The organism is Pseudoalteromonas sp. NZS100, assembly GCF_015864815.1.
Classification (GTDB): domain Bacteria; phylum Pseudomonadota; class Gammaproteobacteria; order Enterobacterales; family Alteromonadaceae; genus Pseudoalteromonas; species Pseudoalteromonas distincta.
Map to the genome: position 1 here is coordinate 30,502 of NZ_JADYWM010000023.1, position 21,836 is coordinate 52,337.

19 protein-coding genes, 1 other RNA gene and 1 other annotated feature are annotated in these 21,836 nt (G+C 38.9%); of the genes, 6 read left to right on the forward strand and 14 right to left on the reverse strand.

From position 1 onward, the window contains the following. Positions 1-93: 93 nt before the first annotated feature. Positions 94-1,200 carry a hypothetical protein gene (locus tag I6E69_RS18085; protein WP_331459131.1) on the forward strand — a complete coding sequence of 369 codons (1,107 nt, stop codon included), beginning with the start codon at positions 94-96 and terminating at the stop codon, positions 1,198-1,200. 98 nt (positions 1,201-1,298) lie between these two features. On the opposite strand, the gene ssrA is transcribed toward I6E69_RS18085, so the two are convergent. Then, positions 1,299-1,655: a transfer-messenger RNA gene (gene ssrA, locus I6E69_RS18090) on the reverse strand. A gap of 264 nt (positions 1,656-1,919) precedes the next feature. On the opposite strand from ssrA, the gene I6E69_RS18095 reads away from it, so the two are divergent. Then, positions 1,920-3,545: a DUF342 domain-containing protein gene (locus I6E69_RS18095; RefSeq protein WP_197121829.1), complete on the forward strand. Its 1,626-nt coding sequence runs from the start codon at positions 1,920-1,922 to the stop codon at positions 3,543-3,545. On the opposite strand, the gene rnt is transcribed toward I6E69_RS18095, so the two are convergent. Further along, on the reverse strand, positions 3,529-4,233 hold the full coding sequence (rnt, locus tag I6E69_RS18100) for a ribonuclease T (RefSeq protein ID WP_197121831.1): 705 nt from the start codon (positions 4,231-4,233) through the stop codon (positions 3,529-3,531). The two genes, I6E69_RS18095 and rnt, sit on opposite strands and share 17 nt — an antisense overlap. A gap of 202 nt (positions 4,234-4,435) precedes the next feature. Between rnt and I6E69_RS18105 the strand changes: the two genes are divergently transcribed. Continuing rightward, positions 4,436-5,314 carry an OmpA family protein gene (locus I6E69_RS18105; RefSeq protein WP_024595663.1) on the forward strand — a complete coding sequence of 293 codons (879 nt, stop codon included), beginning with the start codon at positions 4,436-4,438 and terminating at the stop codon, positions 5,312-5,314. A gap of 68 nt (positions 5,315-5,382) precedes the next feature. On the opposite strand, the gene I6E69_RS18110 is transcribed toward I6E69_RS18105, so the two are convergent. Further along, complete coding sequence (locus I6E69_RS18110) at positions 5,383-6,276, reverse strand: DMT family transporter (protein WP_024595662.1); 894 nt, start codon at positions 6,274-6,276, stop codon at positions 5,383-5,385. A 216-nt stretch (positions 6,277-6,492) separates the two neighbouring features. Here I6E69_RS18110 and I6E69_RS18115 point away from each other — a divergent pair, with 216 nt between their 5' ends. Continuing rightward, entirely contained in the window at positions 6,493-7,695 is a 1,203-nt protein-coding gene (locus tag I6E69_RS18115; protein ID WP_007581988.1) for an aromatic amino acid transport family protein, read from the forward strand. 74 nt (positions 7,696-7,769) lie between these two features. Here I6E69_RS18115 and I6E69_RS18120 read toward each other — a convergent pair whose 3' ends face one another. The 4 genes from I6E69_RS18120 to I6E69_RS18135 form a co-directional block, all read right to left on the reverse strand. Then, on the reverse strand, positions 7,770-8,960 hold the full coding sequence (locus I6E69_RS18120; RefSeq protein WP_002962951.1) for an amino acid aminotransferase: 1,191 nt from the start codon (positions 8,958-8,960) through the stop codon (positions 7,770-7,772). An 80-nt stretch (positions 8,961-9,040) separates the two neighbouring features. Further along, the gene (locus I6E69_RS18125; RefSeq protein WP_039489449.1) at positions 9,041-9,700 is read right to left on the reverse strand and encodes a GAF domain-containing protein; all 660 of its coding nucleotides are present in this window, start codon (positions 9,698-9,700) and stop codon (positions 9,041-9,043) included. A 56-nt stretch (positions 9,701-9,756) separates the two neighbouring features. Beyond that, positions 9,757-11,406, reverse strand: a complete 1,650-nt coding sequence (locus I6E69_RS18130; protein WP_002962949.1) for a SpoIIE family protein phosphatase — start codon at positions 11,404-11,406, stop codon at positions 9,757-9,759. Further along, positions 11,406-11,711 carry an STAS domain-containing protein gene (locus I6E69_RS18135; RefSeq protein ID WP_002962948.1) on the reverse strand — a complete coding sequence of 102 codons (306 nt, stop codon included), beginning with the start codon at positions 11,709-11,711 and terminating at the stop codon, positions 11,406-11,408. Before I6E69_RS18135 ends, I6E69_RS18130 begins: the two co-directional genes overlap by 1 nt. 135 nt (positions 11,712-11,846) lie before the next feature. Between I6E69_RS18135 and I6E69_RS18140 the strand changes: the two genes are divergently transcribed. Then, positions 11,847-12,176 (forward strand): translation initiation factor, encoded by a 330-nt coding sequence (locus tag I6E69_RS18140; RefSeq protein WP_002962947.1) that lies wholly within the window; start codon positions 11,847-11,849, stop codon positions 12,174-12,176. A gap of 12 nt (positions 12,177-12,188) precedes the next feature. Here I6E69_RS18140 and I6E69_RS18145 read toward each other — a convergent pair whose 3' ends face one another. Continuing rightward, a complete protein-coding gene (locus I6E69_RS18145) occupies positions 12,189-15,203 on the reverse strand; it encodes an EAL domain-containing protein (RefSeq protein WP_138489444.1) in 3,015 nt (1,004 codons plus the stop codon). A gap of 192 nt (positions 15,204-15,395) precedes the next feature. After that, positions 15,396-15,513, forward strand: a sequence feature (Phe leader region). A 44-nt stretch (positions 15,514-15,557) separates the two neighbouring features. Between I6E69_RS18145 and I6E69_RS18150 the strand changes: the two genes are divergently transcribed. After that, on the forward strand, positions 15,558-16,715 hold the full coding sequence (locus I6E69_RS18150; RefSeq protein ID WP_002962945.1) for a chorismate mutase: 1,158 nt from the start codon (positions 15,558-15,560) through the stop codon (positions 16,713-16,715). A gap of 62 nt (positions 16,716-16,777) precedes the next feature. On the opposite strand, the gene tyrA is transcribed toward I6E69_RS18150, so the two are convergent. The 6 genes from tyrA to ffh all read right to left on the reverse strand — a co-directional run bounded on the left by tyrA (position 16,778) and on the right by ffh (position 21,776). Continuing rightward, on the reverse strand, positions 16,778-17,911 hold the full coding sequence (gene tyrA / locus I6E69_RS18155; RefSeq protein ID WP_002962944.1) for a bifunctional chorismate mutase/prephenate dehydrogenase: 1,134 nt from the start codon (positions 17,909-17,911) through the stop codon (positions 16,778-16,780). Positions 17,912-18,173: 262 nt separating this feature from the next. Next, positions 18,174-18,533: a 50S ribosomal protein L19 gene (gene rplS / locus I6E69_RS18160; RefSeq protein ID WP_002962189.1), complete on the reverse strand. Its 360-nt coding sequence runs from the start codon at positions 18,531-18,533 to the stop codon at positions 18,174-18,176. A 33-nt stretch (positions 18,534-18,566) separates the two neighbouring features. Further along, positions 18,567-19,334 carry a tRNA (guanosine(37)-N1)-methyltransferase TrmD gene (gene trmD, locus I6E69_RS18165; RefSeq protein WP_002962190.1) on the reverse strand — a complete coding sequence of 256 codons (768 nt, stop codon included), beginning with the start codon at positions 19,332-19,334 and terminating at the stop codon, positions 18,567-18,569. After that, positions 19,334-19,870 carry a ribosome maturation factor RimM gene (gene rimM / locus I6E69_RS18170; protein WP_024596584.1) on the reverse strand — a complete coding sequence of 179 codons (537 nt, stop codon included), beginning with the start codon at positions 19,868-19,870 and terminating at the stop codon, positions 19,334-19,336. The genes trmD and rimM overlap by 1 nt, the downstream gene beginning before the upstream one ends. Positions 19,871-19,887: 17 nt before the next feature. Then, on the reverse strand, positions 19,888-20,136 hold the full coding sequence (rpsP, locus tag I6E69_RS18175; RefSeq protein ID WP_002962192.1) for a 30S ribosomal protein S16: 249 nt from the start codon (positions 20,134-20,136) through the stop codon (positions 19,888-19,890). 260 nt (positions 20,137-20,396) lie between these two features. Next, on the reverse strand, positions 20,397-21,776 hold the full coding sequence (gene ffh, locus I6E69_RS18180; protein WP_002962194.1) for a signal recognition particle protein: 1,380 nt from the start codon (positions 21,774-21,776) through the stop codon (positions 20,397-20,399). Between the last annotated feature and the right edge of the window lie 60 nt (positions 21,777-21,836).

Genomic DNA, 21,836 nt, shown 5'->3' on the forward strand with positions numbered 1-21,836 from the left:
AGAAAGCATACCCTTTATCTGTTAAATTAGCTTTGTGTATCAAATAATAAAAATAAAATTCCAAAAATGGAATTACACAAGCAAGGTACTAACGTGAGCGCTACATTTAAAATTGTTTTTAATGGTCAGTTATATCAAAATACTGACCTTACCTCTGCCCAAGAACAACTCAGCCAACTTCTTAATATTCCTCATAATATTGTTATTCAGTTATTTGATGGAAAAGCTTACGCTTTAAAAAAAGACTTATCGAGTATTGATGCTGTTAAAACAGAATCCTCACTAAAAAAGCTAGGATTAATTACTAAAGTAGAACCGCAACTCTCTACAGCAACCTCTCAATCTAAAAATAATCAAATAGCACTCACTGAGCATAACAAAAATACAGATAAACACATTAGTGAAAGTACTGACGGCAAAAGTATTTCAATACAAACCGAACGCCTAGATACAAACGAAGCTCCTAATACAGCTGCAGCTATTAAGCAAAGTTATAATAAATATAAATTACTGCGTAACACTTTAAAAAGCGCATTGTACTTTTGCTATTGCGCACTTTGTATTATTACCATAATAGGCGTAGGGATCAGTGTTAATGCACTTAAAAACAACTTTGGCACTCTAAATAATGGAACCACAAATAACACAACTACAAACAGCTTAAGTTACCAAAACTATAAACAATATTTGATTGATCAAAATAGCCTAAATCAACCAACACAAAAAGTAACAAACGAGCAAGCAGCTAACCCTACCCTACAAAAAAGTAATGAGTACTTTAGTCGCTTTTCATCACTAATAAATAGCTACGCGCAAAGTACAGGACAAGCTGATATAAAAACAATGGGGGGCGATAAATTACAACAGCACCTACAAGAAATAGACGACCTAGGCCCTAAAAATGAATTTTGGCAGCAACTGATACAACTTTCAAAAGGCTTAGATAACGATAAACATGCAATAGGGAAGCTAAACAATACTGATCCCGCCAAAGTACAATGGATAAACGCGGTAGATTGGATCAGCCAAAGCTATATTAGGCAACAGCAAAACTCGCAAACTACAAACAACTCTCCTGTGACTACCTACGAGCCAAGTAACTCCATACTTAATCTAACGTTGTTAATAAGTATGCTGTCGTTATTTAGCCTGCTTGTGATTGCAATAAAAATAAAGCTACGCGCAATTAGAAATACTTAAACTCTATTTTATAAATTCCATAAAAAAACCCGCAAATTTGGATTAACAAATTTGCGGGTTTCTTATGGTTTTCGAATAACGAGTTCAAAAACCTTTATTGGTGGAGCTGGGGGGATTTGAACCCCCGTCCGAAAAGCCTCGACCGTCGGTACTACATGTTTAGTATTGTCATTTAATTAACCTTTAAGTCCCGGACAAACACGGTAAATAAAGGCGAGGCCGCTTAGTTTTAACGCTTCAACCCCGGCCAGGGTTTCCGTCGCGATCAGGTGTTAGGGTGACACTCCAAAATCCAGTCCACAAGAATACATGGAAGGAGCGCTAGCCAGCCTAAGCTGCTAGAGAGTAGTTATCGTCGTTTGCGATTACTTTAGGTTGCGGCTGTTTAACGAGGCAAACCGCACCTCGACATGCACCTTGGGCTTCTTGAATTCCGTCGAATCCTAATCAGCCCCTGAATTAGTAACTCAATTCAGAGCGTGCAAACAGTATAACTGAGTAAAGTACTGATACTCAAGGCCTAGTAACGCTTTATTTTAATTGCGTGCACTAACCGAGCATTAAGTAACCAAAATTTAGTTTATGCAAGCCCATATAAACATTTGCTTAACAATGTGTTTAACCTGTGTTCAAATAAGGAGTTAAGGTTTTTGTCATTTCTAAACCTTTAGTTGTAAAAAAACAAAAATAATAACAGGCATAGAGTAGGGAATTAATAAATGTCGGTTTTTTCATTTGATCAAAATACAGGGTTTGTCTCTTTAGTTAGTCACCCTATTGATAGTGGCTTTCCTGTTACGAGTACTCAGCTTACGCAAATGCTCGAACAATCTGAGTTTAGTGAGTACGAAGCTGTCATTGCCAATATTGGAAAGCTTTTTGCGCCAACTAAAAACTATCAGGAAGTATCACTTGTCGTTGCTAAAGCGGTAGATGCGTCGCTTGTCATTAATATTGATGAAAAAAACATGGTCGCAGAAGCAACATTAACTACCGCTAAAGGTGGTGCGCTTTTGTCTATGGAAGGTGCGCAAAAAGCGCTTGCTGATGCAGGTGTTAAAAAAGGAATAAGCCCACGCGCGCTTGATACCTTTTTAGGCCAGCAATTTGAAAAACCAGCAGGAAGCTCTTATAGCGCCATAATTGCACATGGGCGTAATCCTAAAAATGGCAGCGATGCTAAATTTGTGCGTTTATGCTCAACAGCCCAAGACCGTGTGCTTAGCCCACAAGCTAAGGAAGGTGGTAAGGTTGATATGAAAAACCTTGGCGCTATTATCACCGTAAAACCTGGTACTCCCTTAATGCAGCGTATTGCCGCTACCCCTGGAGAAGATGGCTATACGGTATTTGGCGATTCAATTAGTGCAAAACCAGGTACAGATCACCAACTCCAGCCTTTCGAAGGTACAAAAGTAGATCCTAATAATCCTAATATGCTTATTGCCGACTGCAAAGGTGTGCCCGTTGCCCTACCCCGAGGTATGCGTGTAGATGACGTTTTATGCTTTGATAACGTAGATGTAAGTACAGGCCACGTTGATTTTGATGGTAGCGTAATTATTACTGGCGATATTAAAGACGGCATGCGTGTAAAAGCCAATGGTGATATTACGGTACTGGGTTTTGTAGAATCAGGAGCTGTTGAAAGTAAAAGTGCGGTAACCATTATGCTTGGCGCAATTGGTAGAAAACGTGAAGGCGAGGAAGCATTTACATGCTCTATAACCGCTCAGCGAACTATTTCTATTGGTTATGCTCAGTACTGCAATATTAAATCCGAACAAGATTTATTTATTGAACGCCAAGCTCTACATTGTGATTTAAGTGCTAGGCGGTTAATACGTGTAGGCAAAGCAAATGATCCGCGAGGTAAAATTATTGGCGGTAATATTTTAGATGCTATGCGCATTGAAACGGGTGAGCTAGGCGCGCCAGCCGGTACTAAAACGCGCGTATTTTTAGCGCAACTCTGGTTTGAGCTTCGCCAAAAGCAAACACAAATAACCGATTTTGAAAAAGTACTTGCGACTAAAGTAACCGCTTTACAACAGGCTCGTGAAAAAGCGAGTAAAATTGCGGGGGCTGCTCAGCGCCAGCAATTCATGAATAAAATAACTGAAAATGAAAAGCATATAAAAATACGCTCTGCGCATATTCATCGTCAAAAACTACTTATTAAGCAAAAAATAGTGCAATTACTTGCCAGTAGTCGTTTAAAAGTAAATGAATTAATGCACCCTGGTGTGGAGCTTAAAATAGCGAAAGATTCTAAACAATTTTCGCGTATTTACCCGCCCCACCTAGTTAAGCTAACTGAGGGTAAAATTACTCAGACGTTTTAGTTTCTTCGTTATTTTGTGTATCAGTTTCAACTTCGGCATTAGCGTCGCAATCATCAGTTGGCGCTAATGGCCAACCACCTAATTGCTGCCAGCGATTTACTATTAAGCAATAAAGCTCAGCTGTACGTTCTGTGTCGTAAAGCGCTGAGTGTGCTTGGCTGTTATCAAACTCGATACCTGCCGCTCTACATGCTTTTGCTAATACAGTTTGCCCTAACGCTAAACCCGCTAAAGATGTTGTATCAAAGCTTACGAACGGATGAAATGGCGTACGCTTAATGTTATTACGCTCTATTGCTGCATTTAAAAAGCCATGATCGAATGCGGCATTATGCGCCACTATAACTGAGCGTTGGCACCCAGCGGCCTTTTGCGCTTTGCGTACTACTTTACATATTTCTTTAATTACTTCGTCTTCAGGTACTGCGCCACGTAATGGTGAAAACGGGTCTATACCGTTAAAGTCGATGGCTGCTTGTTCAATATTAGCGCCTTCGAATGGCTGCACATGAAAATGAACAGTATGATCTATGCTGAGCAGTCCTTCGTCATCCATTTTTAAAACAGAAGCTGCTATTTCTAACAAGGCATCTGTTTCTTTGTTAAAACCTGCAGTTTCAACATCAATAACAACAGGAAAAAATCCACGAAAGCGTTTTGCGAAAGGTGTTTGCTCAGTATTTGCCATAGTCTTCTTTGTTTATACGTGTAAGCTGACTATTATGTCAAAATTGATGCCCCCTAGGCTAGGGGATTTAAGTATTTATTGCTTTAAAATTGTAGGCACATAACTTGCTTTAACTTATAAGTTAGTTACGTAGAGAGCAAACTAATCATTGCAGTCGTTAATTTGCCAAATTATTGGCATTCCCGGATAGCTGGAGAGCACCATGAAGTATAAGTTGTTATTTATTAGCCTTAGTATAAGTGCAGTGCTTTGCAGTACTCACTCGCAAGCTGCTATGCGCCAATATACAGCAACCCAAGACAACTCCAACTGGGAAGTCGTTAAAACAACGCGCTTACAATGCCAATTAAATCATGAAGTTCCTTATTATGGGGAAGCTATTTTTAAAGCTTCAGCAAGTAAAAATAAAAACTTAACGTTTAATTTAGATATGGTTGTACGCCCAGATAACTACGCAATTGCTGGTTTAAAAGCCGTGCCACCGTCTTGGCGTGCAGGCTTACCGGCTCGCGATATTGCAAATATGAAATTACTTAAAAAGTTTGATGGCGAGCTGGGCAATAAAACCGCATGGGAGATGCTTAGCGAGCTTGAAAAAGGCTACTACCCTACTTTTTATTATCAAGACTGGCAAAACAGTGCCGATAAAATTGCCGTTGGTATATCGAGTGTAAACTTTAAACAAGCTTACTGGGCTTTTTTACAATGCCGCGATGAGCTACTCCCTTACAGCTTTGAAGATATTTCGTTTACTGTAATGAACTATCAATCTAACAGCAGTAAATTAACTAAATCGTCGCAACAACGCCTTGATAAAATTGCTGAGTATTTAAAAAATGATGCAAGCATAGAGTCCATTAGTATTGACTCATACACTGATAGCTATGGCGGCCGCTGGAATAACTTAGATTTATCGCGCAAGCGCGCCAAAACTATAAAAGATTATATGGTGAGCTTGGGTGTCGATGAAGCAAAAGTGCAAACCACCGGCTTAGGCGAAAAACGCTTTGTTGATAATAACGATAACATTTTAGGCCGAGACAAAAACCGTCGTTTAATTATTCAAATAGAGAAAATGTAGTAAAACTAATTGTGTTTACTTTCTTTAGCTTTAAAAACTTATCACCAAATTGAAAAAATGCAGTAAAACTAATTTGCGCTTACTCTCTTTCGCTTTAAAAATTTATCACCAAATTGGAAAAAGCCTAGGCTAATTAAAATAATAACCGCACCAATTATTAGCTCCTGGCTTAATGGCTCATTGTTTAGCCAAGCTCCTAAGCCTAACGCAAAGCTAGGAGTTATGAGCGTAGTAAGTGATACCGTACTCGCATTTAGATTTTGCAGTACATGAAAATACGCCAAAGCCCCAACTAAAGATCCAAACACACCTAAATAACCAATTGCCCACAATGATTTTGCACTCCAGTTCTGTATATGCAACTGACCATCTAATAACCACCAAGCAATAAAAAAGAGTGGGGTTACAAAAACTAAGGCACCAAATGTTGTCGCCATAGGATGAATCGCAATCTGTACACGCTTGATCATCACACCACTTAAGCTAAAAAAGCAGACAGCCATAAACACATAAAGTAACCCGAGGCCTTGAGTTTGCGAGTTTTGTACTTGGTTATAACTAACAAAATATAAGCCGATTAAGGCGCACGCTAACGCCACTAATTTAATCGGGCTAAATTTAGGTTCATTTAATAACTGCTGAGCAAGCAACCCCGACAAGATAGGTGCAAGGCCAAACATAAGCGAAATAATACCCGAAGGGACTGTTTTAGCTGCCATATAGCTCAGTAACATACCGCCAAAAATACCTATACTCGAATAAAAATAAAGTAAGCACGCATTTTTGCTCCAAGGTACTCTAATGTTTGTTATGGCAACAATTAAACCACCTAAAAACAACCCCACCAGCATACGCATTAATACAGCAAGCGTTGGCGATACTGTTTCACTGCTCCACACAATCCCCAGAGGTGTAGTAGACCAAATGAGAACCATAAAAAAATACGATACTTTTACCGGCACATGCCAATCCTTAGCGTTTTATAACGCAATCCAACGTATATAAAATTATACCCTCACCACCCTATTTTAATACTTTTAAATGCATACAAGTCCTTAATAAATACAGTTGTAAATTGTAAGTTACATTTTAATACCGCTCTTTTATTACAAAACTATTTGAGATTTGAGTAACTAGTTATATCGTGCATGTATATTAATAATAATTAAGGTAATTAAGTGCTTAAAAATAAAACAACTGGAAGCATGTTAATTGTTGCAGGCACAACTATTGGTGCAGGTATGTTGGCATTGCCAATAGCATCTGCCGGGCTTGGGTTTAGTACTGCGCTTGCATTGATAATTGCTAGCTGGTTACTAATGACCTACACCGCACTACTCATGCTAGAGCTACACCAATATGCACCACGCGATGCAACGTTAAATACGTTGGCTAAATTATGGCTTGGAAAGCGCGGACAATACATCGCGAATTTTTCGATGGTTTTTTTATTTTACGCTTTATGCGCTGCTTATATTGCAGGTGGTGGTGCACAACTTCAAGCGCGTATAAATATAGGCTTTGATGTAAATATAGCCCCACAGTTTGGCTCTGTGATCCTCGCTGTTATTATTGCAAGTGTGGTAACGCTGGGCACTAGCAAGGTAGATAAACTAAATAGAGTGTTATTTACAATAAAAATTATTGTATTAGCTAGTTTGTTTTACATGCTAACCCCTTATGTACAAGGTAAGCATTTATTAGAGATGCCTGTAGAGCAAGGGTTAATCCTTTCAGCTATACCGGTTATATTTACTTCGTTTGGCTTTCATGGCTCTATTCCTTCTATTGTTAAATATGTTGGTGTAGAAATAAAAGTACTGCGCAAAGTAATGATTGCTGGAGCCGCCCTGCCTTTAGTCATTTATATTTTTTGGCAACTACTTAGCCAAGGCATTATGAGCCAAGCTGACTTACTCAACAGCCAAGGCCTTAGTGGCTTTGTATCAAGCGTGGCAAGTATTGCGCATAACCCAAGTGTAGCAACGGCCGTTAAGTTATTTGCTGATTTAGCACTTGCGACATCATTTTTAGGGGTGAGTTTAGGGTTATTTGATTTTTTTGCTGATACATTTAAAAAAGGTGACAATAAAACGGACCGAATTAAAACGGCCTTAATTACGTTTATTCCGCCGCTTGGCTTTGCATTATTTTATCCTCAAGGCTTTATTATGGCTTTAGGTTACGCTGCAATAGCACTTGTCGTACTTGCAATATTTTTGCCTGTAGCAATGGTTTATAAACAGCGTACAACATCAAGTAAAACAGGCTATAAAGTTAAAAGTGGGAATGTTGGGCTTGGCATAGCAGCTATATGTGGCATAACGATTATTGCTGCGCAGTTTATGCAAATGGCGGGGCTAATCCCTGCTATCGGTTAAATCTTTTTGTTTTAATTTAGATAATAAAAAAACCGCACATCATTAGATGTGCGGTTTTTTTATATTAACTGCGTTTATTTACAAACGTCAGCTACAGCATTTGAAAAGTATTCAATATTTGACTGGCTAACACCTGCAACATTTACGCGGCTAGAACCAACAATGTAAATACCATATTCTTTTTGTAGGCGAGCAATTTGCTCTTTATTAATACCTAAGAAAGAAAACATACCGTTTTGGCGTTCAATAAATGAGAAGTCTTGCGCAATATCTTTAGTTGCTAAGCTTTCCTTAATTAAACTACGTAAGCCATTTATGCGGCTACGCATTTCATCAAGCTCAGAGTGCCATAATTGTGTAAGCTCTGTACTGCTTAAAATAGTATTAACAATATCAGCACCATGCGCTGGCGGCATTGAGTAAATACTACGTACAACGCTTAGCATTACAGAGTTTGAAATATCTGCTGTTGCGCTATCTTTTGCAATTAGTGAACATGCACCAATACGCTCGCGGTATAAGCCAAAGTTTTTAGAACATGAAGAACAAATAATTAGCTCTTCTACTGCATCAGCTAAAATACGTAAGCCACGTGCGTCTTCTTCAAGTGAAGCACCAAAGCCTTGGTATGCAATATCAACAAGTGGTGTAAAGCCAACTTCTTTTGCAAGTTCGGCAACTGTGTTCCACTGTGTTTCGTTTAAGTCCATACCGCTTGGGTTATGACAACATGCATGCACTAAAACCACATCACCTTTAGGCACTTGTTTAAGTGTGTTGATCATTTCATCAAACAGTAAGTCTTTATTTTCGTAATCGTAATACGGGTATTCTTTTACTGTTAAGCCTGCAGCTTCAAACAAGCTAATATGGTTTGCCCATGTTGGGTTAGTTACCCATACTGTTGCATCTGCATTGCAACGCTTAATAAATTCAGCTGCAACGCGAAGTGCGCCCGTACCACCTGGCGCTTGCGCGGTACGTACGCGATTTGCTAGCAATGCTTGATGTTCGCCTAGTAGTAACTGCTCCATCTTTTGGCAGTAATCTAAGTTACCCGCTAAACCAATGTAAGATTTGCTCATTTCGTTTTCAAGACGAAACGCTTCAGCTTTTTTAACCGCTTTAAGAACCGGTGTATTGCCTTGCTCATCTTTGTAGACACCTACACCTAAATCAATTTTATTAGGGTTTGTATCTTGTTTATAGGCCGCCATAAGGCCAAGAATAGGATCTGTTGGTAATGGTTTTAATACTGAGAACATTGGCTATCTCTTATCGTTATTTAGGGGTTAGCTGTTAAGCTAAGCTTAACATAAAAGCACATCATGTTGACTAGCGTTATTTACACTAGAAAGTGAGGAATTTTAATACAACATGCAATTAAAACGGCAAGCGTCTTTTCATCAAAAAAATCATTTTTAAAGGCTTCAGCATCTACAATACCAACACATTCATTTTGTGTATTAAATAAAGGTAAGCAGGTTTCTGATTTAACTTTAGGATCGCATGTGTAGTATTCACCACCTTGTGATAAGTACTCTTCAACGTTATTAATAATACGGCCCTTGTGAGACAGCGCAACCTGTACGTTATTACTACCTGCCGCAAATGCTTGCGTTAAAGGGAACAACGGACGACTAGGCGCACCATGATAAGCCAACTTTAATAGTTGTTTACCTTCACTAGTATTAGTTGATTGATAAATACCATACCAATCAACACTTGTTTGTTGCTCAATGTAGCTCACAATACTTTGTAAATTAGCTAGATTGAACTGTGTTTGCTCATCATTTTTAAGATAGTCAGTTAATTTGAATGGCTCATCTTGTAGGTAACCAAATAAACTACACGCACCGCCCTCGCCAAGCTCAGGTATTTGATACTCCCAACATACATCAGGCAAAGCTGTGTTTGCTAAATGTAGCTCAAGCTTTTCAAGCTCTGTTGAAATCAAAGCTGGATTAGCACTTAGTTGTGCTTGTTTTAGGTAAGAAGAAATCATTTGGCCATCCATACATCTAAAGTTTCGAGAATAATAGCATGGATATTTTTGCAGAGCTAGCTCAACTTGTAGCACATTTCAACTTGGTTACCGCTGGCGTTATAAGTTACCTTTTCGGCTATTTCTTCTAGTAAAGACACCCCTCTACCAAATTCATTATTAACCTTTGCCAACTCATCGTGCTTACTACTAAACCCTCGGCCTGAATCACAAATAATGAAATATAAACTGAGCGTGTCGGGGCAATAGCGCATATCAATAATAATCATCGCATCTGTAAGTTTAGCAAGAGCTGCCTCTCTTAATTCATAATATCGAAAAAAGCCGTCTTCTTGTTTTTTAATCTCTGAGTTAAGCCCTAGTACACCATGATCAAGCGCATTGTTATAAGCCTCAGACAACAGTAAAAATATATTAGAACGATGGGCGTTTAGCCCCCCAACACTGCTTAAAATATTAACAACGTCGTAAACGGGGTCTGTTTTTTTTATTTGTTCTGAGTTTAAACTCAAAGATAAATTAAACGCTAAAGTAGAGAATGCCTCTCGCTCTTGCTCCTCAGGAACTAAAGGCAGGCAGTTTAGTAAAACAATGCTTAAATCATCTTGCTGTTTAGTGCCATCAGCAAACTTAGTAACGTCAGCCACTATATCTTCGCTACTAATCATCGATTTACTTTTTAAGGTTTGTAAAAAACGCTCTTCCCCAAAAAATGTATCTTCTTTGTTTGCTGTTTCTATAATACCGTCGGTTGCTAATACTAGGCGTGTATTACTATTTGTTTCAAAGTGAATAACTTCATACTCAAATTCTTGATCGTCTAAAATCCCCAGCGCCATATGTTGCGATTCTAATGTTTGTTTTACATTACCGTCTTTATCTATTAGGTACGCATCTGGCAGGCCGCCCATCCATGCAGAAATACTTTTACCGGATGCACTAAGCTCTATAATGGTTGCAGCACAAAACATGTGTCCAGGTAGAAGGTTGTAAAGCAATGTATTTAGCTCACAGGCAATATCATTAATCGCCATGCCTTTTTGTACCATAGTATAAAAAACACGAGAGATAGGTAATGCACCAATAGCTGCCGCTAAGCCGTGCCCTGTAAAGTCTCCCAACATGCAATACAGATTGCCTATTGGACTTTGCGCCACTAAAAACATATCGCCGTTAAACATAGACGCCGGCGATAAATTAAAATCGAGGTATTCTTTAAACTTACCCTGATTCTCTAATGAGTTATTAAAAATATGCTCAATTATTTCGTGTTCACGTTCAATTTGATTGTGATGATATTCAAGCAGTTTTTTTTGTTGATTTGATTTTTTACTCAGCTCTCTGGTGCGGCTATGTGCTTTAATTTTTGCGTGCAAAATAACTTTTTCAAATGGTTTATGAATAAAGTCATCACCACCGACTTCGAGGCACCGCTCAAAACTTGCTTGATCGTCTAAGGAGGTTATAAAAATAATCGGTAAGTAAACTTCACTATACTGCTGCTTTATTTTTTCAGCGGCTTCAAAACCATCCATTACGGGCATTAAAACATCGAGTAATACAATGTCTATTTGCTCTCTTTTAAGTACATTAAGTGCATCTAGCCCATTGTAAGCCACTGAAATTTTGTAGCCTTCCTGCTCAAGCATTTTACTTAGTAAAATGCGATTGAGCGCCTGATCGTCAACAATCAACACATGTATCATTAGCTAATATCAAACTTTTTATCAAAACGTGAAATTTGTAGGATTTTTCTAAGCTGAGGCTGGCAATTACTTATTTCGATGGTTTTTACTTGGCTATCAATGGTTTTTTTCATGTTAAGTAACATGCCAAGTGCTGAACTATCCATATAATCAGTCTCTCTTAAATCGATAATAACCTTTACTGTTTTTTCGCTCATTTGAGCATAAGCTTGGCGAAAAGATTGCACTAAATTAAAATCAAACTTACCTTTAATTTGTATTGTTAATGTAGTGCCATCGACTGATTCATTCTTAGTTAAACTCATAGTAAACTCCAATAATATTTCCTTTGAACTAAATATAACCTGTTAAAAGTATTTAGCAAAAAGAAAAACACACAACTTCAAATTTGCTATCATTTACACCAGCATTTAATTCATTTTTATCCACAAAGGTAAGGTATGAGTGATAGTCACTTAGTATATTCAACCAGTACGGGTCGCATTGACCAGCCGAAACCAGAAAAAGAGTTGCACGCTAAACTTTTTAAAGATGGTTTTATTCGCATTGAGCGTCAAACAAAAGGGCGTAAAGGCAAAGGCGTAATGCTAGTTGTTGGCATTGATCCAAAAGATCACGATTTAAAAAAGTTAGCTAAAACTATAAAAAGCAAAATGGGCCAAGGCGGCGCAGTAAAAGAAGGCATTATTGAAGTACAAGGTGATGACCGAGATAAACTAAAAGGCATTTTAGAAGCGTTAAAATTTAAAGTTAAAATTGCGGGTGGTTAACCCGCAATTTTATTAACTAGTTACTTCGCTATTTGCGAGTTCATTTAACCTTTCATACAAATTCGGTAGTTCGTGCTCAGCAATTGGCTTACTAAAATAATAGCCTTGCACAACGAAGCAATTATTATTTTGTAAAAACTGCATCTGCTCTATTGTCTCAACCCCTTCTGCGACCACGTCTAGCTTTAACTTTTGCGCCATGGCAATAATAGCTGCAGTGATTTCCATATCATTTGTATCCTCTGGGATATCTTTTACAAATGAACGGTCAATTTTCAATATATCAACCGGGAATCGTTTTAAGTAACTGAGCGACGAATAACCTGTACCAAAGTCATCAATAGAAATAGATATGCCTAATGCTTTAAGCTCGTGCAATTGTGTAATGGCTGCCTCTACATTACCCATTAACATGCTTTCGGTCAGCTCTAAATGAAGGCGCTTTGCTGAAACACCCGACTTAATTATCATTTTGCTCAGTGTTGTAACTAAGCTTGAGTCTTTAAACTGGCGGGCCGATAAGTTTATCGATATATTATTTTCTAGACCTTGTTCTGCCAATCTTACGGCAAAATCACAAGACTCTTGAAGCACCCATTCACCTAATTCAACTATAAGGCCTGTCGCTTCTGCAATAGGAATAAATTTATCTGGAGGGATTGCGCCTTCTGTTGGGTGGAACCATCTTAATAACGCTTCATAACCAACGACCTGATGAGTACGGCTATCAACTTGAGGTTGGTAGTAAACTACAAATTGCTTTTCTTTGAGCCCTATACGTAACTCATTTTCAATAAATAAACGCTCATTTGCGGCCGCATTTAATTCTTGGCTATAAAAGTGGAAGGTATTACGTCCTTTTGCTTTTGCCTCATACATTGCCAAATCAGCATGTTTGAGTAACTGATCTTCCTCTAAGCTGTCGTAAGGAGCCATAGTTATACCAATACTTGCACTGACAATAACTTCATTGCTACCTAGTTTTATAGGCACGTTCAGTGTTTTTTGAATTGTATTGGCAACATCAGCCGCGTGAGCTTGGCTTTCTATACCACTGAGCAACACTGCAAATTCATCACCACCTAAGCGCGCTATGGTGTCCTCGGCTCGTAAACGTTTTTTAAGTCTGTTTGCCACTTCAATTAATAATTGATCGCCAGCATCGTGGCCTAATGTGTCGTTAATACGCTTAAATTCGTCTAAATCAAAGTAAAACAAAGCAAATGCATAATGCCCGCGCTCTGCTAATGCCATTGATTTACGCAATTGCATTCTAAAAAATGTTCTGTTGGCAAGTCCCGTAAGGGTGTCAAAGTAAGCCAGTTGTTCCATTTTACGCTGGCTTTCTTTTACAAACGAAATATCTTGTGCTGATGCTACATAACTGGTTATTTCACCGCCCTCTTCACGAATTGGCGAAACACTTAAAGACACCCAAATTGGCTCTTTGTTTAAACCAGCTATTAATGTGTCCCCGCGCCAGTAATTACGGCTGCGTAGATCTATGTCTATATCTTCAACTAAAATAGACATTTCTGAGGCAATAATATTAAGTAGTGGTGCTCTATTAAAATGGCTTTCTGGATAGCCTGTCATTTCGAGCATTTTGGGGTTTACGTACTCAATGACAAAATTTTCATCGGTGATCACAACCCCGGTGCCCGAGAACGCGACCGCTTTAGATAAACGATTAGCTGCTTTTTCAGCAATTTCTTTTTCTGTAATTCTTTGGTTTAAACCATCAATAAGCTTGCGGATTTCTACCGTCATGTCTCTAAATGAGCCATTAAGGGTACCAATCTCATCTTTGTTTTCTGGCGGAAACTCTGTTGTTAGCTGACCTTTACCAAAGCTTGTTACTGCATAAACTAAAGTATGTAAACGGCGAAGTACTAGTTGATAAAGCGCCTGATGCAGCAATAAGGCAACTAATATTGCGTATAAAATAAAGAGTCCAAAAAACTTCAGTTTTAAATCTTGTAACGCAGATAACGTTGATGAACGTTTTTTATAAACCCCTATGTACCAATCTAAATCATCAATTTTACGAATATTAATAATGTGAGCTTCATCATTTTGTTCAAATGAATTGGCATATTCTGGTAACTTCACCGCAATTGCATCGTCAATAATTGACTGCAGTTCTGGGTTTACAAATTCGTTAGTAGCGAGTGCTTTATTGTCACTACCATAGTCAGCTAATAATGCAGGGTTTAGATTGGGATGGGCTAACAATTGCCCTTTACTATCAAATACAAGTAAGTGTTTTTCTTTATCGCCAACAGGTAAAAATGAAATAAGTTTGTTAAGGGAAATATCGCTTCCCGTTACACCTAAAAACTCGTTATCAACATACACCGGCACTAATAAGCTAATAACCCACTTTCGCCATACTGTATCGTAATAAACTTTTGACCATGCAGGCTCTCGCTCTGACCCCAACATACTTTTAATATATTTATACGTTGTACCTTGCGTAACTCTAAACTCGGCTGGTGCATTTAATGCCCAGTTTGGAGGAGAAACACGAATGAAATCGTCATCGGTAATTAAATAAAAGTTAAAAAAGTCGTGTACCAGAGTCGGAGAAATTATACGCCATAACATTTCAGAATCATTAAATAGGCGTTTATAAAAAGGAGAGTAATTTTGCTGTGGTAAAAATGCTGCTGATAATCCGTCAGCCGAGGCACTTCGAATGGTACCATCGCTATTAAACTGTAACTGTGATTTATTACCTAAATTAATTGGTGAATTAGATTGAAAAAGCTGCTCTGTTACTACGTTATTAGCTTGCTGAGCAATATTTATTTTTGTTTTAATACGCTCATTAAACTGCTTCACTAATAAATCTGTAGAGCTTTTTAACACCTCATGTTCTTCAAAAACAAGTTGTTTCTCTTCAGATTTAAGCATTAAGGCAGCCGCACATACCCCTGCTATTAAACAAATAGCAGATATAAGCAGTGAAAGTTTTACACTTAAAGAATTCAATCCAAAACGAGATGGAGGCCGTCTGTAAACCACGGGTCAACCTTAATTATTAATAATTGTTATTATTTGAACCAGTTAACGAAATATACCAGATCCGCATTCATATTTATAAATTATTTGTAAAGTTTCTATAATAACCACCTAAGGTAAATAAATAGTACCCTAAGCTTATTTAGATCTTTATTGACATTGTTGGCAACTCTCCATACATTAACCTTATGAACATATTTATCTCTCGCACTTTTATTTCGTTTTTTAGCTTCTTTATATAGAAGAGGCTTCCCTGTTTGTGAGATAAAATCAATCGAATAGTAAAGCCTCCCAACCGGGAGGCTTTTTTGTTTTTGCTGTGTAATAACAGCCTACTTTTGGAATGAGGATACCAAAATGACAAATGATGTATTAAATGCGCTAAGACACGATATAAATGAAATAGACTCCGACTTACTCGTGTTATTAGCTAAACGCCGTCGCATTAGCCACGGTGTGGTTGAATATAAAATCGCCAACAACAAGCCAATTCGCGATGAAGCACGTGAACTCGCGCTTCTAGAAAAATTAATTGGTTATGGTAAGTCACTGGGTTTAGATGCTTACTACGTAAATAATGTGTTTCAAACTATTTTGGAAGATTCAGTTTTACACCAACAAGCAATGTTACAAAAAAACCTTAATCCAGACGCACTGAGTGAAACACACCGTGTAACTTACTTAGGTGGTCAGGGTTCTTATAGCCAGCTTGCATGTCATAAATACTTTAGTCGCCGCCCTGGTAAATTAATTGAAATTGGCTGTACATCGTTTGACGAAATAACAGGTAAAGTAGAAAACGGCCAAGCTGATTTTGGTTTATTACCGATTGAAAACACAAGCTCTGGTAGCATTAACGAAGTATTTGACTTATTACAGCACGCACAAGTCTCTATTGTTGGAGAAGTCACTCACAGTGTAGAGCATTGCTTACTCGCAAACCCTGATACTGAACTTAGCCAACTAACAAAAGTATTTGCACACCCACAACCATTTGCACAGTGCAGCCGTTTTTTGCAAGGCTTAGGTGATTTACAACACGAAACATGTGACTCTACATCAAGCGCATTACAATCAGCTCTAAACACACCAAATAGTGCTGCAATTGGCTCTGCACAAGCAGGAAAAAATGTCGGCCTTGAAGTCATCAAATCAAACCTTGCTAATCAAAGCGAAAACCATAGCCGCTTTATTGTTGTTGCGCGCAAACCTCTGCAAGTGTCTAACCAAATTCCAACTAAAACTAGTTTAATCATGTCGACAAAACAGCAAGCGGGCTCACTAGCGGATGCGTTGATGATTTTTAAACAGCATAAGATTAATTTAGTAAAACTTGAGTCGCGCCCAACTCCGGGCAATCCGTGGGAAGAAGTATTTTATGTGGATCTTGAAGCAAACTTAGCTGATAGCCAAGTAAAAGAAGCGCTAGAAGAACTTAAAGAACACACCCAATATGTGCGTATTTTAGGCTGCTATCAAAGCGAATCATTGCAGGCAGTAAGCGTTAATACCTAATACACACTTCCATAAAATAAAAAGGGCCGATATCGGCCCTTTTTAGTAAAAAGTGACAAGTATTAGTCTAAAACTTTTGAATCATTCGCTTTATTTAATAAGCTTCGGCTTTGTGTTAAAAAGTGCTCTGTTGAGTCAGAAAAGTAAACTTTCGCCTGCGCAAAAGAATCAATAAGCGCTGCTTTATCTCCTGCTTTTAATTTTTCCAATGTACTTGCAAAAGTGTCTTGGTATTGTGCGAGCAGGCTCTCTACATCATCGAATTGCGCTAACATAATATCTGAGTACAACTCCGGCGACTGCGCAAATAAACGCCCTACCATCATTAGCTCTAGTTGATATATAGGTGACGAGCAACTACGTAACTCTTCTAGTGTATGACTTTGTTTTGCTAAAAACTGTCCGTACACAAATGTTGTTAAATGGCGCATAACCTGAATAATTTGCATTGCTTCGTCGTGCTTTTTAGCATCAAGCTCAACAAGCTGACAACCCCATACTTGTAACTGCTGTAACAAGCCTTTTGCCGCTTGGTGCTCTCGCCCTTCACATACAACGACTGTTTGTTTTACCCAGTGTGATATGTCAGGGCCAAACATAGGATGCAAACCAACCACAGGGCCGCTATGCGCAGCTTTTAGTGCTTTGATAGGCGATTGCTTTACCGATGTAATATCAACTAGTAAACAGTCATCATCTAGTTTAGGTAACTTAGCAACTACTGCGTCCAATGCATTAATTGGTACGCTAATCATTACCAGCTTGGCACCTTTTAAAATATTTTGCGCATCGTTTTGCTGATCTTTATCTAAAACTTTAACTTCGTAACCTGAGCGAATAAACTGCTGAGCAAATAGCTGCCCCATAGCACCTTGGCCACCTACAATAACAATTGGCGAAAGTTCTGGCGCTGCACATGCAAGTTTTGCTTGTTGGTTTTGATAGGCTTCTCGCATCATGCGTCTTAGTATATCTTCAACGAGATCGGGGCTTACATTTTGATTTATTGCTTCTTGTCTTCTTGCCGCTAATAGCTCTGCTTCACGATTAGGTGCATGTAAAGGCGCGCCTGTTTGTTGTTTTATCTCACCAATTTTTTGCGTAATACCATTACGTTTAGCAAGTAAGGCAACAAGTTGTGCGTCGCATTCATCTATACCTTCTCTCAGCTGTGCTAAATCACTTATGTCAGCCACGTTCATACCACCTTAAAAAACAAATAACGTAAATATAAATTTACATAAAAGTAAACTAATCAATACGATAAATATTAACAGGATCAGCTAACTGATAAAAGGCTAAAGCTTAAATTTTACTAATGAGGAAATAAGAATTGAGAATTGAGAATTGAGAATTGAGAATTGAGAATTGAGAATTGAGAAAATAATATTCTAAAACCAAAACGGGTTGCAACCCAAAGGATGCAACCCGTTTTTTTGCGTTGATAAACAGCGCGTATTAGTTAAGTTTTTCTCTAATACGTGCAGATTTACCAGAACGCTCACGTAGGTAGTAAAGCTTAGCACGGCGAACTGCACCGCGACGCTTAACTGCTACGCTATCAATAAGAGGGCTGTGCGTTTGGAATACACGCTCAACACCTTCACCGTTCGAAATTTTACGAACTGTGAATGCTGAGTGAAGACCACGATTACGCTTAGCGATTACAACACCTTCAAAGGCCTGTAGACGCTCTTTAGCACCTTCTTTTACTTTTACCTGTACAACCACTGTATCACCAGGGCCAAATGCAGGTACGTCTGTTTTAAGCTGCTCATCTTCAAGCGCTTTAATAATATTTTGGTTTACTTTTGCCATTATGTTTCTCACTTTCCTAGGTGTAACTGTCTTCTAGCCACAAGCTTTTTGGTACTCTTGCTGAAATTCTGCGAGTAATACCGCTTGCTCCTCAGTCAGAGCTAGGTTATGCAACAAGTCAGGACGTCGTAACCAAGTTCTACCTAATGACTGCTTAAGCCGCCACTTTGCTATCTCTTGGTGATTTCCACTGAGTAATACAGCAGGAACCTGTTTGTCGTCCAATGTTTCTGGTCGTGTATAGTGTGGACAATCTAACAAGCCATCCGAAAACGAATCTTGTTCTGCTGACTGGTTATGACCTAACACACCTGGCACTAATCGCGCTACTGCGTCAATTAATGTCATGGCAGGTAGTTCACCACCACTCAAAATAAAATCACCAATTGACCATTCTTCGTCAACATATGATTCTATTATTCTCTCATCTATACCTTCATAGCGACCGGCAATCAAAATCAGTTTATTAGAGTTAGCGAGTTCGCTAGCGCCCTGCTGATCAAGTTTGCGCCCTTGCGGGGACATATAAATTACTTTAGCGCCATCACCAGCTGCTTTTTTAGCTTCGGCAATCGCTTTTTTTAATGGCTCAACCATCATTAACATACCTGGTCCGCCCCCGTAAGGACGGTCATCTACGGTTCTATGCTTATCTAAAGCGTAGTCTCGCGGATTCCAACAGTTAAAATCAATTAAACCATTTTTTACTGCGCGACCGGTAACACCTTGGTCTGTAATAGCGTCAAACATGTCTGGAAAAAGGCTTATCACCCCTACCCATAATGAACTAGTTTGCGTCATTAAAACCCTGGATCCCAATCTACGGTAATTTCTCTTGCGTCGTATTTAACTTCTTTAATAACTGAATCAGTTAAAAAAGGAATCAAACGTTCAGCTTGACCAAATGCGTCTTTACTGTTTGCTTTCACAACTAGTACGTCATTTGACCCTGTCTCCATAAGGTCATCAACAATGCCTAAGCTATAACCTTTATCGGTTACAACAGACATGCCAATGAGATCTCGCCAATAGAACTCACCTTGCGGAAGTTCTGGTAAATGCGCTGCATCCATTGAGATTTCAGCATGGGTATAAGCCATTGCTTCGTCTCGGTCGTTTATCTGCGCAAATTTAGCGATAAAGCCTTTGTTGTGGCGACGCCAGTCGACCACTTCTAAGGACTGCCATTTACCTTGCTGCCCTATCAACCACGGGCTGAAATCGAAGATCCCTACGGGATCATCAGTAAATGAATGTACCTTAAGCCAGCCCTTTATACCATATGGGGCACCGAGCTTTCCTACGACAATTATTGATGAGGTGTTCTCTTGACTCATGGTTACACTTACGCCTATTAAGCCGCTTTACGAGCGTCTTTTACTAACTTAGCTACGCGATCTGAAAGAGATGCGCCCTGACCTACCCAGTGTTCAACACGTGGTAAATCTAAACGAATTTTTTCTTCTTGACCTGAAGCAATTGGGTTAAAAAAGCCTACTTTCTCGATGAAGCGACCGTCACGCGAGAAACGGCTATCCGCAACCACAATTTGATAGAAAGGGCGTTTTTTAGCGCCACCACGTTGCAAACGAATAGTTACCATACCGTCCTCTATAAAGATTGACTGTTTTCATTAATAAGATTTACTCCCCAGAATGGGGAGCTGGGGAATTGTACGAGTTTTTGGCAATAACGCAAGTAAGAAGTGAAGCAAAAAGACAGTTTAGTAGGTTAAACCGTGATCTCAACGACAAATTAGGGTTAAAGGTGTATTACATGCATAATTTATTCAACAAAAAAGGAGCTATTTGCTCCTTTAAATATGATTCGCTATTATTTTAAAAAATAACTCAAAAGTATTTTTTAAAACTTAGGACCACCGCCACCCATCATCCCAGGTGGTAACATGCCTTTCATACCGCGCATCATTTTGGTCATGCCGCCTTTACCTTTCATCTTTTTCATCATTTTTTGCATTTGCGTAAACTGCTTAAGCAACTTATTAATCTCTTGTACTTGTGTACCAGAGCCAGCTGCTATGCGTTTTTTACGTGAACCTTTGATGATTTCTGGACGTGCGCGCTCTTTTTTAGTCATTGAGCTAATAATAGCTTCCATTTGGATAAATGTTTTGTCACCCATTTGGCCTTTAACAGCATCTGGTAAGTTAGACATACCAGGGAGCTTATCAAGCATCGACATCATGCCACCCATGTTTTTCATTTGCTTTAATTGATCAGCAAAGTCGTCAAGGGTAAAACCGGCACCTTTAAATACTTTTTCAGCAACTTTGGCAGCTTGCTCTTTATCTACTTTCATTTCGACTTCTTCGATTAATGAAAGTACATCACCCATACCTAAAATACGCGACGCTATACGGTCTGGATGAAAAGGCTCGAGTGCGTCAGTACGCTCACCCACACCCATAAATTTAATTGGTTTGCCTGTGATATGACGAATAGATAAAGCAGCACCACCACGTGCATCACCATCGGTTTTTGTTAATATTACACCGGTTAGTGGCAGGGCTTCGTCAAATGCTTTAGCTGTATTTGCCGCATCTTGACCCGTCATTGCATCAACAACGAATAAAGTTTCAATTGGGTTGATTGCTTTGTGAAGATCTTTAATCTCGTCCATCATGTTGCTGTCAACATGTAAACGACCTGCGGTATCAACAAGTACTACATCTATAAATTTCTTTTTAGCATGAGAAATTGCAGCGTTTGCAATATCCACTGGCTTTTGCGAAATATCACTTGGAAAGAAATCAACGTCAACTTCTGTAGCAAGCGTTTCTAGCTGTTTAATCGCAGCGGGGCGATAAACATCGGCACTTACTACAAGCACTGATTTCTTTTTGCGTTCTTTTAAAAACTTAGCAAGCTTAGCTACACTGGTGGTTTTACCCGCACCTTGCAGACCCGCTACCATAACAACGGCTGGCGGTTGTGCATTTAGGCTTAGCTCTTCATTGGCCTCACCCATTGCTTTTTCTAGTTCTTCACGCACTATTTTTATAAATACTTGGCCTGGGCTTAAGCTTTTTGTAACTTCAACCCCAACTGCACGTTCTTTAACTTGTTTTACAAACTCGCGAACAACAGGCAGTGCCACATCGGCTTCTAAAAATGCCATACGCACTTCGCGAAGTGTGTCTTTTATGTTGTCTTCAGTCAGACGGCCACGGCCACTGATATTTTTTAAGGTTTTACCTAATCGTTCTTGGAGGTTCTCAAACATGTAACGGTTCCGATAAGACGTTTATATCAATCCATTAAAATTTTGCGGTTAGTTTGATTT